This window comes from Mesorhizobium sp. M0243, assembly GCF_040321775.1.
Lineage (GTDB): Bacteria > Pseudomonadota > Alphaproteobacteria > Rhizobiales > Rhizobiaceae > Mesorhizobium.
Window position 1 is genome coordinate 119,586 of record NZ_JAMYSF010000019.1, and the last position, 13,591, is coordinate 133,176.

A 13,591-nucleotide genomic window follows, 5' to 3' on the forward strand; every position below is an offset into this window, starting at 1 on the left:
GCCCCGGCCTCCCTGCGCGTATCAGGTGTCGCCGGCTGGCCTGATCCTCAGCCTTGCGATCCGGTTCTTGTCGCGTTTCATCACGACGAAGCGCTTGCCGTGGAACGTAAAAGCCTGCTTCTCCTCGGGGATCGATTGCGTCTCGTGGATGACGAGGCCGGCAATGGTGGTGGCCTCCTCATCCGGCAGGTTCCAGTCGAGAGCCCGGTTGAGGTCACGGATGGGCACCGTGCCGTCGACGACGACGGAGCCGTCGGCCTCCTGCTTGACGCCCTGTATATCGACATCATGCTCGTCGGCGATCTCGCCGACGATCTCCTCGATAATGTCCTCCAGCGTCACCAGCCCTTCGACCTCGCCATATTCGTCGACCACGACGGCGAAATGCGCCTTGCGGCGAAGGAAGGCGTTGAGCTGTTCCTGCAAGGTCGTGGTGTCGGGCACGAACCAGGGTTTCGAGGCGATCTTCATCACGTCGATCCGGGAGAAATCGTTGCCGACTTCGTTCAAGGCGCGCAGCAGATCCTTTGCATGCAGCACGCCGACGATGTTGTCGAGCGAGCCTTTCCACAGCGGCATGCGGGTGTGCGGGCTTTGCAAAATCTCGCGCACCACCGCTTCCGGCGCATTGTCGGCATTGACCGAGCGCATGTTGGTGCGGTGGACCATGACGTCGGAGACTTCCAGCTCGGCGAGATCGAACAGCCCGCCGACGCGGTCGCGATCCTCGCGCACCACCTGGCCGTCGCGGCGGAAATCGTCGACCGCACCGCGCAATTCGTCCTGGCTGGAACGCTGCGGCTCGATGCGCGAAAGCTCGTATCCGAACATGGCAAGCAGGCGCGTGCGCACGGCAACGAGCAGCGCGATGAGGATGGCAAGGACGGCAACGACGATCCAGCCGGGCTCGTTGGTCATCTCGGCCGCATCTTCTGCTGGTCAGGATGGTTTTCTGTCAGAAACGACAGCACTTCCGATGCCGGAACATCTTTGGCAATGAAAGCCTGGCCGATGCCGCGCGTCAGGATGAAGGTCAGCGCGCCGCGTGACACCTTCTTGTCCTGGGTGATGAAGGCCAGCAGAGCCTCGGCGTCAGGCAATTCGCCCGGGATGTCGGCTATCCGCCAAGGCAGGCCGACGGCGCGCAGATGCGACTCGACGCGCGCGGCATCGTCGGGGCTGGCCAGATTGAGCCGTGACGAGAACCGGTAGGCCAGCGCCATGCCGATTGCGACGCCTTCGCCATGGACGAGGCGGCTTCCGTCATATTGGGTGGCGGCTTCCAGCGCGTGGCCGAATGTGTGGCCGAGATTGAGCAACGCGCGGTCGCCGGTCTCGAATTCGTCGCGCGCAACCACGTCCGCCTTGGCGCGGCAGGCTTCGGCAATCGCCTGCGTCCTCTCCGGCCCGCCGGCGAACACCTTTGCCCAGTTCTCTTCCAGCCAGGCGAAAAATTCCGGCCGGTTGATGAGCCCGTATTTGGCGAGTTCGGCATAGCCGGCGCGGAATTCGCGGATCGGCAGCGTGTCGAGCACCCCGGTGTCGGCCAACACCAATTTCGGCTGATGGAAGACGCCGACAAGGTTCTTGCCGCGTGGGCTGTTGATGCCGGTCTTGCCGCCGACCGAGGAATCGACCTGAGCCAGCAGCGAGGTCGGGATCTGCACGAAATTCATCCCGCGCCGCACAATGCCGGCGGCAAAGCCGGCAAGGTCGCCAATAACGCCGCCGCCGAAGGCGATGACGATGTCGCCGCGCTCCAGTTTCGCAGCCAGCACACCGTCGACCACCTCTTCGAGATGAGCAAAACTCTTGGTCTTCTCGCCGGGCGGCAACGTGATCACGGCGGTCTGGATGCCGCCCGTTTCGAGGCTGGCCTGAAGGGCAGCGAGATGCGCTGCCGCGACATTGGCGTCGGTGACGACCGCGGCGCGCGTGCCCGGCAGCCGGCGCGCAATCTCCGCGCCCGCGCGGGCCAACAACCCCGAGCCGATCAGAATGTCATAGGTCCGATCGCCAAGGCCTACTTCGACGACAACGGGTGCGATGCTCACGATTCCACCTCGCCCGCCGCCGTCGTCTCATCGATGCCGAAATGCCGGCACAGCGCGTCCACCACCTCGGTCGCGATGACTTCCTTGCGGTCGTCGCGGGTCGGCACGGTGACGTCCGATGTCGCGTAGATCGGATAGCGCTCGCCCATCAGCCGCTCCAGCACGGCGCGCGGATCGGCACTTTTCAACAATGGCCGGTTCTGCTTCTTGGAGACGCGGTCCATCAGAAGATCGAGCTCGGCCTTCAGCCATACCGACACGCCCTGCGCTGCAATCGCCTCGCGCGTCTGCGCATTCATGAAGGCGCCGCCGCCGGTCGACAGCACCTGCGGGCCGTTTTCCAGCACGCGCAGGATGACGCGCTGCTCCAGCGCCCGGAATTCGGTCTCGCCATAGCGCTCGAACAGCTCCGGAACGGTCATGCGCGAGACGCTTTCGATCTCCTGGTCGCTGTCGATGAAGGGCAGCGCCAGCATCGTTGCCACCTTGCGGCCGATCGCCGTCTTGCCAGCGCCCATCAGTCCGACGAAGACGACGGAACGGCTGCCCAGCCGGCCAAGCAACGCGGCGTGGGTCTCGTCTGGAGGATTTGCTGGCAGCGCGTTCATTGGATTGTTCGAAGGCCCTCTTTGCCGGCGTATCGACATGAAAAGCCCGTTTGCGTCAAGCGTGGCAAGTGCCTTGAACCCGATATGGACCGGCAGGGTCTGCATGAGAAGTTGCTAACAGGCCCCAGCTTCTTCCTTGAATTGGCCGGATTGGCGTCCCATAAGGGGACAGGGTTTGGAAATGCAGAACAAGAAGACGGGCGAAAATTGATGCCGACACTGTTTCGCTTTGTCGTGGTAACAGCGATTCTGGCTGGCATTGCCTATGGTACGATGTTCGCACTGGTGATGTTCGTCGAGCCAAAGAAGGGGGAAATGAGCGTGCGCATCCCTCCGGAAAAGCTGAACCCCAAGAAAAGCTGAACCCGAAGAAAATTGAATGAACAGCGCCGCCCGCATCGAAGCCTTTCTGGAAATGATGAGCGCCGAGCGGGGCGCGGCCGAAAACACGCTTTCCTCCTACCGCCGCGACCTCGAGGACGCTTCTGGCGCGATCGATGGCGGGCTGGCCGGTGCCGCCGCCGCCGATATCCGCGCCTATCTCGACGACATTGCCGCCCGCGGCTTTGCAGCCACCTCGCAGGCGCGCAAACTGTCGGCGATCCGCCAGTTCTTCAAATTCCTCTACGCCGAAGGCCTGCGCGGCGATGACCCGACCGGCACGCTGGACAGTCCGAGAAAGGGCCGCCCGCTGCCCAAGACGATGAGCGAGGCCGACACCGGCCGGCTGATCGACCGTGCGGCGCTTGAGGCCGGCGGTGTCTCGTCGGGCGATGGGGACAGTCTGGCGTCACTGCGCCTGCATGCGCTGGTCGAGGTGCTTTACGCCACCGGCCTGCGCGTTTCGGAGCTGGTCGGCCTGCCGGTGACGGTGGCGCAGCGCGACGACCGTTTCTTCATGGTGCGCGGCAAGGGCGACAAGGAGCGCATGGTGCCGCTCTCCGCCAAGGCGCGCACGGCGATGAAGACCTGGCTTGCCGCCCGCGCCAGGGTGCCCGCCTTTGCCGACAGTCCGTTCCTGTTTCCGGCCGCCTCCGACAGCGGCTATCTCTCGCGCCAGGTCTTCGCGCGTGACCTGAAGGGGCTGGCGGCAAGGGCCGGCATCGCCTCGGCGAAGATCTCGCCGCATGTACTGCGCCATGCTTTCGCCAGCCATCTCCTGCAGAACGGCGCCGATCTCAGGGTCGTGCAGCAATTGCTTGGCCATGCCGACATATCGACGACACAGATTTACACCCATGTGCTGGAAGAGCGGCTGGTGCGGCTGGTCAACGATCATCATCCGCTTGCCGACTAGGCCTCATATCGCTATGTGAGGACGACATTTCACCGCCCGGAGCCTTGGATTCAAGGGTTCCGTCAGCCACTGCCTTCCGACGTATCGGTCCGCTCACGCATGTACAATTACCTCGATTTCGAAAAGCCGGTGCAGGACCTCGAGGGCAAGATCCTCGAGCTGAAGAAGCTTGCCGAGAATGGTGAGGCGGTCGATGTCGGCGACGAGATCAGCCGTCTCGAGAAGCGCTCCCGCGACGCGCTGCGCGACGCCTACAAGGCGCTGACGCCGTGGCAGAAGGTGCAGGTGGCGCGTCATCCCGACAGGCCGCATTGCGTCGACTATATCAAGGGCCTGTTCACCGATTTCACGCCGCTGGCCGGCGACCGCAATTTCGGTGAGGACCAGGCGATCGTCGGCGGTTTCGCCCGTTTCCGCGGCGAACCCATTGCCATCATCGGCCAGGAAAAAGGTTCCGACACAGCCAGCCGCCTGAAGCACAATTTCGGCTCGGTTCGCCCGGAGGGCTACCGCAAGGCGGTACGGCTGATGGAACTGGCCGACCGCTTCAAGATCCCGCTGCTGACGCTGGTCGACACGGCCGGCGCCTATCCCGGTGTCAACGCTGAAGAGCGCGGCCAGGCGGAGGCTATCGCCCGTTCAACCTCGACCTGTCTCGGCCTGAAAGTACCGTCGATCTCGGTGGTCATCGGCGAAGGCGGTTCGGGCGGCGCCATCGCCATCGCCACCGCCAACCGCGTCTACATGCTCGAACACGCCATTTATTCGGTGATTTCGCCGGAAGGTGCCGCCTCGATCCTGTGGCGCGACACGACGCGATCGAAGGACGCGGCGACCAACATGAAGATCACCGCGCAGGATCTTTTTGAACTGAAGATCATCGACGCCATCATCCCCGAGCCGCTCGGCGGCGCGCATCGCGGCGCCGAAACCGTGATCGCCGCGACCGGAGACCTCATCGCCAGGACGATGAAGGACTTTGCCGGCGCCAACACCGATTTCCGCGAGCAGCGCCGCGAAAAATACCTGGCCATGGGCCGCAGTCTCTGACCACAGACAGCCTTGGCCGCCATAATGTGGCGGGGCGGAGCATTTTTGCCACAAAAATGCCGCTGCATTCGGCTCAATGAGACTGCCGCAGGGGGATGCGTCGGCACTTGCGGTAAGGAATTTATTAGGGTTAACGGGCTTAGGGTCCGTCGATGCGCAGTGTAGCAGCCGGGGCAGGAAACGTCCTGGCGCCAGAGAAAAGACGATATCCGCAGCCATGTTTGTCAAGCTTGCCCGCACCGGAATCCTGATCGCTGCCCTCGGCATTGCCGGCTGCAACAATTCGTCGATGAAGGATTTTGCCCCGGAGGCCAACAAGCCGCTGCCCGACAAGATCCTCGCCGACATGAGAGCCAAGGGCATGGTCCGCACCTCGTCGGTGATGGCCCGCATCTTCAAGGAAGAGGGCAAGCTCGAGATCTGGAAGGCCAAGACCAACGGCCGCTATGACATGGTCGCCAGCTACGACATCTGCAAATGGTCGGGCAAGCTCGGGCCTAAATACACCGAAGGCGACCGCCAGGCACCGGAAGGCTTCTACACGGTGCGCCCGGCGCAGATGAATCCGCGCTCGAACTACCATCTGTCCTTCAACATCGGCTATCCCAACGCCTATGACCGCGCCAATGGCCGCACCGGCTCCAATTTGATGGTGCACGGCGCCTGTTCGTCGTCGGGCTGCTATTCGATGACCGATGCGCAGATCGAGCAGATCTATGCCTTCGGCCGCGATGCTTTCCAGGGCGGCCAGACCGAGTTCCAGATCCAGGCGTTTCCGTTCCGCATGACCGCCGCCAACATGGCCCGCTACCGCAACGACCCGAATTACGACTTCTGGAAGATGCTCAAGGTCGGCTACGACAATTTCGAGATCACCAAGGTGCCGCCAAAGGTCGATGTCTGCGAGAAGCGTTATGTCTTCAACCAGCTTGCCGCCGACGGTCAGACATTCGATCCGACCGGCGCCTGCCCGGCGACGACGCAGCCTGATTCGCTGAAGAGCGCCTACAACTCCTACATGAGCACCTACGACGCTGCGTTCAGCGGCGCGGTCAAGGCCAGCGTGCCGGCGCCCAAGCCGACCATTGCCGGTATCAAGGAAGCCAGCATCGTCTCCGACTGGTCCAAGCGCCGGGCGCGCGGCGAGCGCGTGCCGATCGATCCGCCGTCGCTCAACAATGACGGCTCGGTCACCGAGACGGCGCGCATGGGCCGCATCGATTCGCCCGCCGGCCGCAAGATGGCTGCCCTCGACGCCGAAAAAGCCGCCAAGCAGAAGGCCGAGGAGCAGAGGCTGGCTGCCGTAGAGGCGGCCAAGCAAGCCAAGGAAGCCGCCAAGGCCCAGGCTCTGGCTGAAAAGGAGGCCGAAAAGGCCGCCAAGGAGGCCCCTGTCGCCACCGCGACCATCGCCGCCCCTTCGGAAGCGGCGCCAATGGCTGAAACGCAGGCGGCGAGTGCCGACGAGAGCCGCGTGACGAAGCTGAAGAACAAGCTGCTCGGCATGTTCGGCGGTTGATTTCGCCCGTGGATGATCGCGCCGCTATTTATGACCTCAAGGGGCTGAACTGCCCCTTGCCCGTGCTCAAGGCCAAGAAGCGCCTGGCCGGCATGCAACCGGGCGGCCGGCTCTGGCTGGAGACCACCGACCCGCTCGCCGTCATCGACATTCCGGCCTTCTGCTCCGAGAGCGGCCACCAGTTGATTGAAACGGCGGCGATCTCCGGCGGTCATCGCTTCCTGGTCGAGCGCGGCGCGCCGTAATCGTGGGAGCTACCGCCCGGCAATGGCCAGCGGGTTGTTTTCCAGCGCCGCGCGGTCGGGCGTGTCGATCGACGGCCGGTTGGTGAAGGCGGCGAACAGCCTGCGGATATAATCTTCGGGCATATCGAGCGTGATCAGCACCAGCCGTGTGCCGCGCTGGCCATCCGGCCAGGACGGCAGTTGCACCGGTGGATGCAGGATTTTCTGCACGCCATGGATCACCAAAGGCCGCGACGGGTCTTCTCTGAGCTCGATGACGCCCTTCATGCGCAGCAGGCGCTCGCCATGCGTCGAGCGCAGCAGGTCGAGGAACATCTCGATCGCTGAAAACGGCACCGGGCCGTCATGCACCAGCGAATAGGAGCGCACGCGCTGATCGTGACGATGCCCGTGGTCATGGCCATGCTCGTGGTCATGGCCATCATGATGGTGATGATCATGAGCGGCTTCGTCGCCCAGCCAGCGCCGCACATCGGCGGATTTGGTTGCCGGATTGTAAAGGCCGCAATCAAACAACGCCGCCACGCCTGTCTCCGTGTCGCCGGCATCGAGCAGTTCGGCGCCTGGATTGATCTGCCGCAAGCGCGCCCGCAGCGTTTCCAGCTCATTGGGATCGGCGACCAGATCGGCTTTGCTGAGCACGATGCGGTCGGCGACGGCGACCTGCTTCACCGCCTCGACATGGGCGTCGAGCGTGGCATTGCCGTTGACGGCATCGACCAGCGTGATGACGCCGTCGAGCCGGAAGGCCTGGATCAGTGCCGGATGCGCCATGATCGACTGCAGCACCGGCGCCGGGTCGGCAAGGCCGGTGGTCTCGACGATGACGCGGGCAAGACGGGCGATGCGGCCGGTCTGCAGCCGGTCGACCAGGTCGGCCAGCGTATCGACCAGTTCACCGCGCACCGTGCAGCACAGGCAGCCGTCCGACAGCTGGATGATGCCGTCGGAAGACTGCTCGACCAGCAAATGGTCGATCGCCACCTCGCCGAACTCGTTGATGATTACCGCCGTGTCGGCCAGCGCCGGATCCTTGAGCAGCCGGTTGAGCAGCGTCGTCTTGCCGGCGCCGAGGAAGCCGGTCAGCACCGAGACGGGGATCGGGAAGCCGCTGTCCATTGGCTAGTTCGCAACCTTGACCGGCTGGTCGCCCTGCGCGGCGGAGCCGGCAATCTTCGGGCCGGTGCCGGCCGGTGCCGGCCTGTCGGGCCGCCAGCTCGGGATCGGCACATCGGCGTATTCCTGGGCGCCCTGGTCGAGGATGGCCTTCGGCGCCGGACCGGTGGCGCCGCCAAGGCCGACGGCAACCAGCGTCGGCACATGGTCGAGCTTTTTCTGATAGGGCGATTTCGGCGCATCCTTGGCGACGACCGGCGGTGCCTCCGACTGCTCCTGCGGCGTCTTCTTCTTGCAGACCTCGTCCTGCATGTCGTTGGGCGAGACAGTGTCGCCATAGGGCGCCAGCGTGGTGACGGTGGCCGAGCCGGCGGCCGGCGCGTCAAAACCTTGATCGAGCAATCTCGCGGCGGTCTCGGCACGTGTGACGGCCGATTTCTCGCCAAGCACCACCGCGACCAGCGTGCGCCCGTTGCGGGTCGCCGAACCGATCATGTTGAAGCCGGAAGGGCAGACAAAGCCGGTCTTCATGCCATCGGCGCCGGGATAGCGGCCGATCAAGAGATTGTAGTTGGGGATCGCCTTCTTGCCGACGGCAAGACCCTCGATCGAGAACCACGGCGCATATTGCGGAAATTCGCGGCGGATCGCCATCACCAGCACGGCGAGGTCGCGCGCCGTCGTGTACTGATCCGGCGAAAAAAGCCCATTCGGATTGACGAAATGCGTGCCGTTCATGCCGAGCCGGGTCGCCTCGGCGTTCATCCGGTCGGCAAAGGCCGCCTGCGAACCGCCGACATTTTCGCCCACCGCCATGGCGATGTCGTTGGCCGATTTGACCAGCATCATCTTCAGTGCGTTGTCGAGCCGCATCACCGAGCCCGGCTTGAAGCCCATCTTGCTTGGCGGCTCCCCGGCGGAGTGCTTGGTCACCTTGATCGGCGAATCAAGCTGAACCTCGCCGGCGGCGATCGCCCGAAAGGTGACATAAGCGGTCATCAGCTTGCTCAGCGACGCCGGATACCAGCGCTTGAACGCGTCCTGATGTTGCAGGATCTTGCCGCTGCCGAGGTCGAACACGACCACCGGATTGGCCAGCGCCGGCCCGGCCAGGACCGACAGCGCGATTGTGCCAGCCGAGAATAGTTTGAGGAAATGCCTGTACCGCATGATCAAATCCGAAATCGCCTCTTGCCGTAGTCGCCCCTGGCTCCGTAAGATTTCGTTACGCGATCGCCAGCATATGGTCCGACCCTCAAAAACCGGACCCATTGTTGCGGTGCTATTTACTCTATGTGACGCCAAGATGGCAAAGTGCCTGGCGATCACAATTGCAAGGCAGCGGCCAACGCCGCTGTCCCAACAGCGAGATGGAACCATCATGCCAATCCTGAACCGTGCCGCCGAAATGCAGGACGAAGTTGCCGGCTGGCGCCAGCATCTGCACCAGACGCCAGAACTGAACTTCGACGTCTTCAAGACCGCCGCCTTCGTCACCGAGAAGCTGAAGGCTTTCGGCTGTGACGATGTGGTCACCGGGCTCGGCAAGACCGGCGTCGTCGGCGTCATCCGCGGCCGCCAGGGCGAAGGCCCGACCATCGGCCTGCGCGCCGACATGGACGCGCTGCCGCTCAACGAGATATCGGGCAAGCCCTACGCCTCGACCATCCCCGGCAAGATGCATGCCTGCGGCCATGACGGCCACACGGCAATGCTGCTGGGCGCGGCCAAATATCTCGCCGAGACGCGCAACTTCACCGGCTCCGTGGCGGTGATCTTCCAGCCGGCCGAAGAGGGCGGCGGCGGCGGCAACGAGATGGTCAAGGACGGCATGATGGAGCGTTTCGACATCTCCAGGGTGTTCGGCATGCACAACATGCCGGGCCTGCCTGTCGGGCAGTTCGCCATTCGCCCGGGTCCGATCATGGCGGCGACCGCCGAGTTCACCATCACCGTGCGCGGCAAGGGCGGCCACGCGGCGATGCCGCACGGCACGATCGACCCGATCGTCATCACCAGCCAACTGGTCGGCGCCTTGCAGACGATCGCCTCGCGCAGCACCGATCCGGTCGAGGCCGTGGTCGTGTCGGTGACCAAGTTCCACGCCGGTGACGCCTACAACATCATCCCCGAAACCGCTGAAATAGCCGGCACCGTGCGCACCTTGCGCAAGGAGATCGCGAAGAAGTCCGAAGAGCGCATCCGCAGCATCTGCGACGGGCTGGCGACCGCGTTCGGGGCAAAGATCGAGGTCGGCTACCAGGCAAATTACCCCGTGACCTTCAACCACGCGGAAGAGACGGTGTTTGCCGGTGATGTCGCGATGAGTGTCGCCGGCGACGCCCATGTCCACCGCGGCATCCAGCCCGTGATGGGCGGCGAGGATTTCTCCTACATGCTCGAAGCCCGCCCCGGCGCCTTCATCTTCATCGGCAATGGCGACACCGCCGGTCTCCACAACCCGGCCTACGACTTCAACGACGAGGTCATCCCGCACGGCATGAGCTACTGGGTGAAACTGGCGGAAACCGCGCTGGCCGCCTGACGACGGCAGCGCAAAGTCGGCCGAATTGCCTTCGGCCGGCCTCTTGGCGAAACGATCCGAAGCGGCTATGTGTCTGGCCGCGTGGTCCCGTAGCTCAGTAGGATAGAGCGGCAGATTCCTAATCTGTAGGTCACAGGTTCGATTCCTGTCGGGATCACCACGCTTTTCAAAGACTTGGTGAGCCGCCATACTTCTTTGCGAATTGGCCGCTGGAGCGGATGAAACCATCACGCCCTCCTTCTTGCATTTGACAAGAGTCGGGCTTCGGATGTGAAGGGGAACCCTCGCCTGCGCTGGCATTTCGGCATTCGTCTGTTGCATTGGCTCACCGTGATCGCGCTCGCGGCGCAAATCGCCATTGCCTTTGGGCCGATGGACGGGCCGGGTATGGCGACGATGAACTGGCTTCCGCTTCACATGTCGATCGGCGTGACGATCCTTGCCGTCATCGTCCTCAGACTTTGCTGGCGCATCTTTACCCGCGCCCCTGTCAGGCAAGCCTCAGAGCCCATGCGGTTTGCGACGGCTTTCTTCCATATGTTTCTCTACGTTGCGATTCTCGCCGTCCTGATAACGGGATGGCTGGGCTACCGACCAATGCCTTTCATGCCTCCCGCGCGGCTTTTCGGAGTCTTGCCTGTACCATTGGCGCCCTCCGTCGGCGCGGCAAGGGCTTTCGCGTTCATCCACGCAAAGCTGGTCTGGATACTGCTTGGATTCGTCGGCGTTCACATCCTCGCAGCATTTGTACATTTCGTGCTGCTTCGCGATGATGTCATGTACACCATGCTCTTTGGACGGCAGAACATCGCTTCGCGCAAAGAGAAAGCGCCGCTTGCTGTCGACGATGAAGCCGGCAGCTCACGCAATCGCCCATAATCCTCCCGCAATGACAGCCGCGTATCGCGCCGCCTTGCCCAAGGTGACGAGAACTACGAACACGCCGAGATTCACCCGTGCCGCGCCTGCCGCGATGGTGAAAGCATCTCCGACAACCGGAAGCCAGGCAAACAGCAGCGTCCACTTGCCAAATCGTCGGAACGTCCGGCTTGCCTGCTCGTAACGATCGGGAGTGACAGGAAACCAGCGTCTGATCCGCAGCGAATCGACGCCACGCCCCAGAATCCAGTTGACCACGGAGCCGAGCGTGTTACCGATCGTGGCGACTGCCAGAAGCAGCGCCGGATCACCACGACCCGATACGATCAGGCCGGCAAGGACCACATCCGACGAGGCCGGCAGGATGGTTGCAGCGAGGAACGCGCTGACGAACAGCGCGCCATAGAGCGTCACCACGCCGGACTATGCCTACACGTCGACAGTTGCCCGTCATGACGAGCTGCTCTTGCTCGAGGATGTGGCAGTGGGTACATTCTTGGCCCGACCGGTCCTGGCGCGGGGGGTAGCCCGTACCGTCCCTCCGCGCGACATTGACAGCCTGTTTCAGCCAACCCTGACGACAAAATGCTTCGTCACCGGCTCGATGATCTTCCAGGTTCCCTTGAAATCGGCTTCCACCACGAAGGCATCGCCGGGGCCGACCTCGACCGGCGTGCCGCCGTCCGGCGTGATGATGATGCGGCCGGCGATCATGTGCACGAACTCGTAGTCGGTATAGGTCGCGTGATAGGTGCCGGGCGTCGCGCGCCAGGTGCCCGACAACACCTTGCCGTCCTCGGTCGTGTGCTGGACGGCGGTTTGCATGGTCGGCTTGCCCTCGACGACGATCCAGCCAGCCAGATCGCCGGCGTCCGCGTGTTCGACGGTGCCGAATTTGAGGATTGTCTCGCGTGTCATGTGCTGGGCTCCGTTTGGTGGATTGCGTGGCGTTGTTTGCCTAGCCGGTCAGATAACCGATGCACCTGCCGCGGGCAATGCCGGCGCCATACGGCCGGCACCTTGGCTGACGGTGCATCAAACGAAAACCCGCCTGTGCGGCGGGTCACTGGCGCAAATCAGCACCATAGGCAAATATGTACCATAGCTGAGGTCACCGAGTCAAGAATAAATTCCTATCGTAAAAGCTGGCGGCGCAAAAGCTGCCAGCACTGGCTGCCACGAGGCCTCTGTTAATCCGGGTTCGGAACCCTGCCCTCCGGCGCACGCCGCGTCCTTCGGCTCTCGACGGGCGGGTCAGGGTTTGTGCCGCGCCGAGACGAGTTCCGCCTTGCGCCTTGCCGTCTCCATTCCCAGACCGATGAAAGCACGCGCGTGCTTGGCCAGCGCCATGTTGTCCGTCCAGAGATTGCGCCAGATCGCGGTCTTCTTCGACAGGTTCTCATCGACCATTTCCGAAGAGAAGGATTCGAAGCTGAGGTCGTCGCTGTAGCCGATAGCGGTCAGCGCATCGAAGATCGCGGCGAAATCGATATTGCCGGTGCCGAGGAAGCCGCGATGGCTTTCGCCGATATGGACATAGCCGATCTTGTCCGCGGTTTGACGGATGGCCAGCCCGACATCGGCCTCCTCGATGTTCATGTGGAAGGTGTCGAGATGCAGGAAAATGTTGTCCGAGCCGGTGTCCTCGATGAAGGCCAGCCCTTGCGCGGCGGTGTTGAGCAGATTGCTTTCGAAGCGGTTGACGATCTCGAGGTTGAGCGTGACGCCGGCCGCCTTGGCTGTCTCGGCAACCTTGGCCAGCGTGCCGGCACTGCGCTGCCATTGATCGCGCGTCGGCGCCTCGACCTGCAATCCGTGGCTGGTGGAGAGAATGCCGGCGACCTTCCGGCCGCCGAGATCGCGCGTCAGCGCGATGGTGTCGTTGAGGATTTCGACGCCGCGCGCGGCAATCGCCTTGTCGGCGCTCGAAATGTCGCCATCAACAGGCAATCCGATGCTGATCGCCACGCCGAGGCCAAGATCGGCGATGCGCCTGGCAAGCCCGCCGATGTCGACATTGGCGGGGTCGAGATAGGAGAATTCGATGAGGTCGAAGCCGGCCTCCCTGGTGTTGGTCAGCGTGCGCTCGAGATCTGCCTGAGCCGAGCTCGCCGACCAGACGAAAGAATGGATTCCAATACGCGACATCATCGTCTCCGGTGCTGACAAGAGGTGGGGGGGGGGGGGGGGGGGGGGGGGGGGGGGGGGGGGCGGGGCGGGGGGGCGGAGTGAGGGGAGGCGGCGCGGCAGCCGGCGGACGGGGGAGAGCGCTGAGGCGTCC

General features: G+C 63.5%; 15 protein-coding genes and 1 tRNA gene. 8 read left to right on the forward strand and 8 right to left on the reverse strand.

The window, feature by feature from the left end; all coding sequences use genetic code 11:
- Window positions 1–21 precede the first annotated feature (21 nt).
- From NKJ11_RS23050 to NKJ11_RS23060, 3 genes are read right to left on the reverse strand one after another with little or no spacing between them, the layout of a single operon-like run.
- Window positions 22–918, reverse strand: coding sequence for an HlyC/CorC family transporter (locus NKJ11_RS23050; protein WP_023811067.1), 897 nt, complete (start codon window positions 916–918; stop codon window positions 22–24).
- A complete protein-coding gene (gene aroB, locus NKJ11_RS23055; protein ID WP_352723209.1) occupies window positions 915–2,054 on the reverse strand; it encodes a 3-dehydroquinate synthase in 1,140 nt (379 codons plus the stop codon). The genes NKJ11_RS23050 and aroB overlap by 4 nt, the downstream gene beginning before the upstream one ends.
- Complete coding sequence (locus NKJ11_RS23060; protein WP_352612723.1) at window positions 2,051–2,662, reverse strand: shikimate kinase; 612 nt, start codon at window positions 2,660–2,662, stop codon at window positions 2,051–2,053. Before NKJ11_RS23060 ends, aroB begins: the two co-directional genes overlap by 4 nt.
- Before the next feature lie 210 nt (window positions 2,663–2,872).
- Here NKJ11_RS23060 and NKJ11_RS23065 point away from each other — a divergent pair, with 210 nt between their 5' ends.
- The 5 genes from NKJ11_RS23065 (at window position 2,873) to NKJ11_RS23085 (ending at window position 6,770) form a co-directional block, all read left to right on the forward strand.
- Window positions 2,873–3,025 carry a hypothetical protein gene (locus tag NKJ11_RS23065; protein WP_013529356.1) on the forward strand — a complete coding sequence of 51 codons (153 nt, stop codon included), beginning with the start codon at window positions 2,873–2,875 and terminating at the stop codon, window positions 3,023–3,025.
- 16 nt (window positions 3,026–3,041) lie between these two features.
- Complete coding sequence (locus NKJ11_RS23070) at window positions 3,042–3,959, forward strand: site-specific tyrosine recombinase XerD (protein WP_352723211.1); 918 nt, start codon at window positions 3,042–3,044, stop codon at window positions 3,957–3,959.
- Between the two features lie 99 nt (window positions 3,960–4,058).
- Window positions 4,059–5,009 (forward strand): acetyl-CoA carboxylase carboxyltransferase subunit alpha, encoded by a 951-nt coding sequence (locus NKJ11_RS23075; RefSeq protein ID WP_027038080.1) that lies wholly within the window; start codon window positions 4,059–4,061, stop codon window positions 5,007–5,009.
- A gap of 217 nt (window positions 5,010–5,226) precedes the next feature.
- On the forward strand, window positions 5,227–6,525 hold the full coding sequence (locus tag NKJ11_RS23080; RefSeq protein ID WP_352554451.1) for a L,D-transpeptidase family protein: 1,299 nt from the start codon (window positions 5,227–5,229) through the stop codon (window positions 6,523–6,525).
- A gap of 8 nt (window positions 6,526–6,533) precedes the next feature.
- The gene (locus NKJ11_RS23085; RefSeq protein WP_352554452.1) at window positions 6,534–6,770 is read left to right on the forward strand and encodes a sulfurtransferase TusA family protein; all 237 of its coding nucleotides are present in this window, start codon (window positions 6,534–6,536) and stop codon (window positions 6,768–6,770) included.
- Between the two features lie 9 nt (window positions 6,771–6,779).
- On the opposite strand, the gene NKJ11_RS23090 is transcribed toward NKJ11_RS23085, so the two are convergent.
- Window positions 6,780–7,889, reverse strand: coding sequence for a CobW family GTP-binding protein (locus NKJ11_RS23090; RefSeq protein WP_352794307.1), 1,110 nt, complete (start codon window positions 7,887–7,889; stop codon window positions 6,780–6,782).
- Between the two features lie 3 nt (window positions 7,890–7,892).
- Window positions 7,893–9,056 (reverse strand): D-alanyl-D-alanine carboxypeptidase family protein, encoded by a 1,164-nt coding sequence (locus NKJ11_RS23095; RefSeq protein WP_352794308.1) that lies wholly within the window; start codon window positions 9,054–9,056, stop codon window positions 7,893–7,895.
- Window positions 9,057–9,267: 211 nt separating this feature from the next.
- Here NKJ11_RS23095 and NKJ11_RS23100 point away from each other — a divergent pair, with 211 nt between their 5' ends.
- From NKJ11_RS23100 to NKJ11_RS23110, 3 genes are all read left to right on the forward strand, one after another.
- A complete protein-coding gene (locus NKJ11_RS23100) occupies window positions 9,268–10,431 on the forward strand; it encodes a M20 aminoacylase family protein (RefSeq protein WP_352794309.1) in 1,164 nt (387 codons plus the stop codon).
- Between the two features lie 83 nt (window positions 10,432–10,514).
- Window positions 10,515–10,591 (forward strand) — tRNA-Arg (locus NKJ11_RS23105).
- A 110-nt stretch (window positions 10,592–10,701) separates the two neighbouring features.
- Window positions 10,702–11,310: a cytochrome b gene (locus NKJ11_RS23110; protein WP_352794310.1), complete on the forward strand. Its 609-nt coding sequence runs from the start codon at window positions 10,702–10,704 to the stop codon at window positions 11,308–11,310.
- Here NKJ11_RS23110 and NKJ11_RS23115 read toward each other — a convergent pair.
- From NKJ11_RS23115 to NKJ11_RS23125, 3 genes are all read right to left on the reverse strand, one after another.
- A complete protein-coding gene (locus NKJ11_RS23115; RefSeq protein ID WP_352441765.1) occupies window positions 11,293–11,727 on the reverse strand; it encodes a YqaA family protein in 435 nt (144 codons plus the stop codon). The genes NKJ11_RS23110 and NKJ11_RS23115 overlap by 18 nt on opposite strands.
- Window positions 11,728–11,874: 147 nt before the next feature.
- Window positions 11,875–12,228, reverse strand: a complete 354-nt coding sequence (locus tag NKJ11_RS23120; RefSeq protein ID WP_127266678.1) for a cupin domain-containing protein — start codon at window positions 12,226–12,228, stop codon at window positions 11,875–11,877.
- Between the two features lie 336 nt (window positions 12,229–12,564).
- Complete coding sequence (locus NKJ11_RS23125) at window positions 12,565–13,458, reverse strand: sugar phosphate isomerase/epimerase family protein (protein ID WP_352794311.1); 894 nt, start codon at window positions 13,456–13,458, stop codon at window positions 12,565–12,567.
- Between the last annotated feature and the right edge of the window lie 133 nt (window positions 13,459–13,591).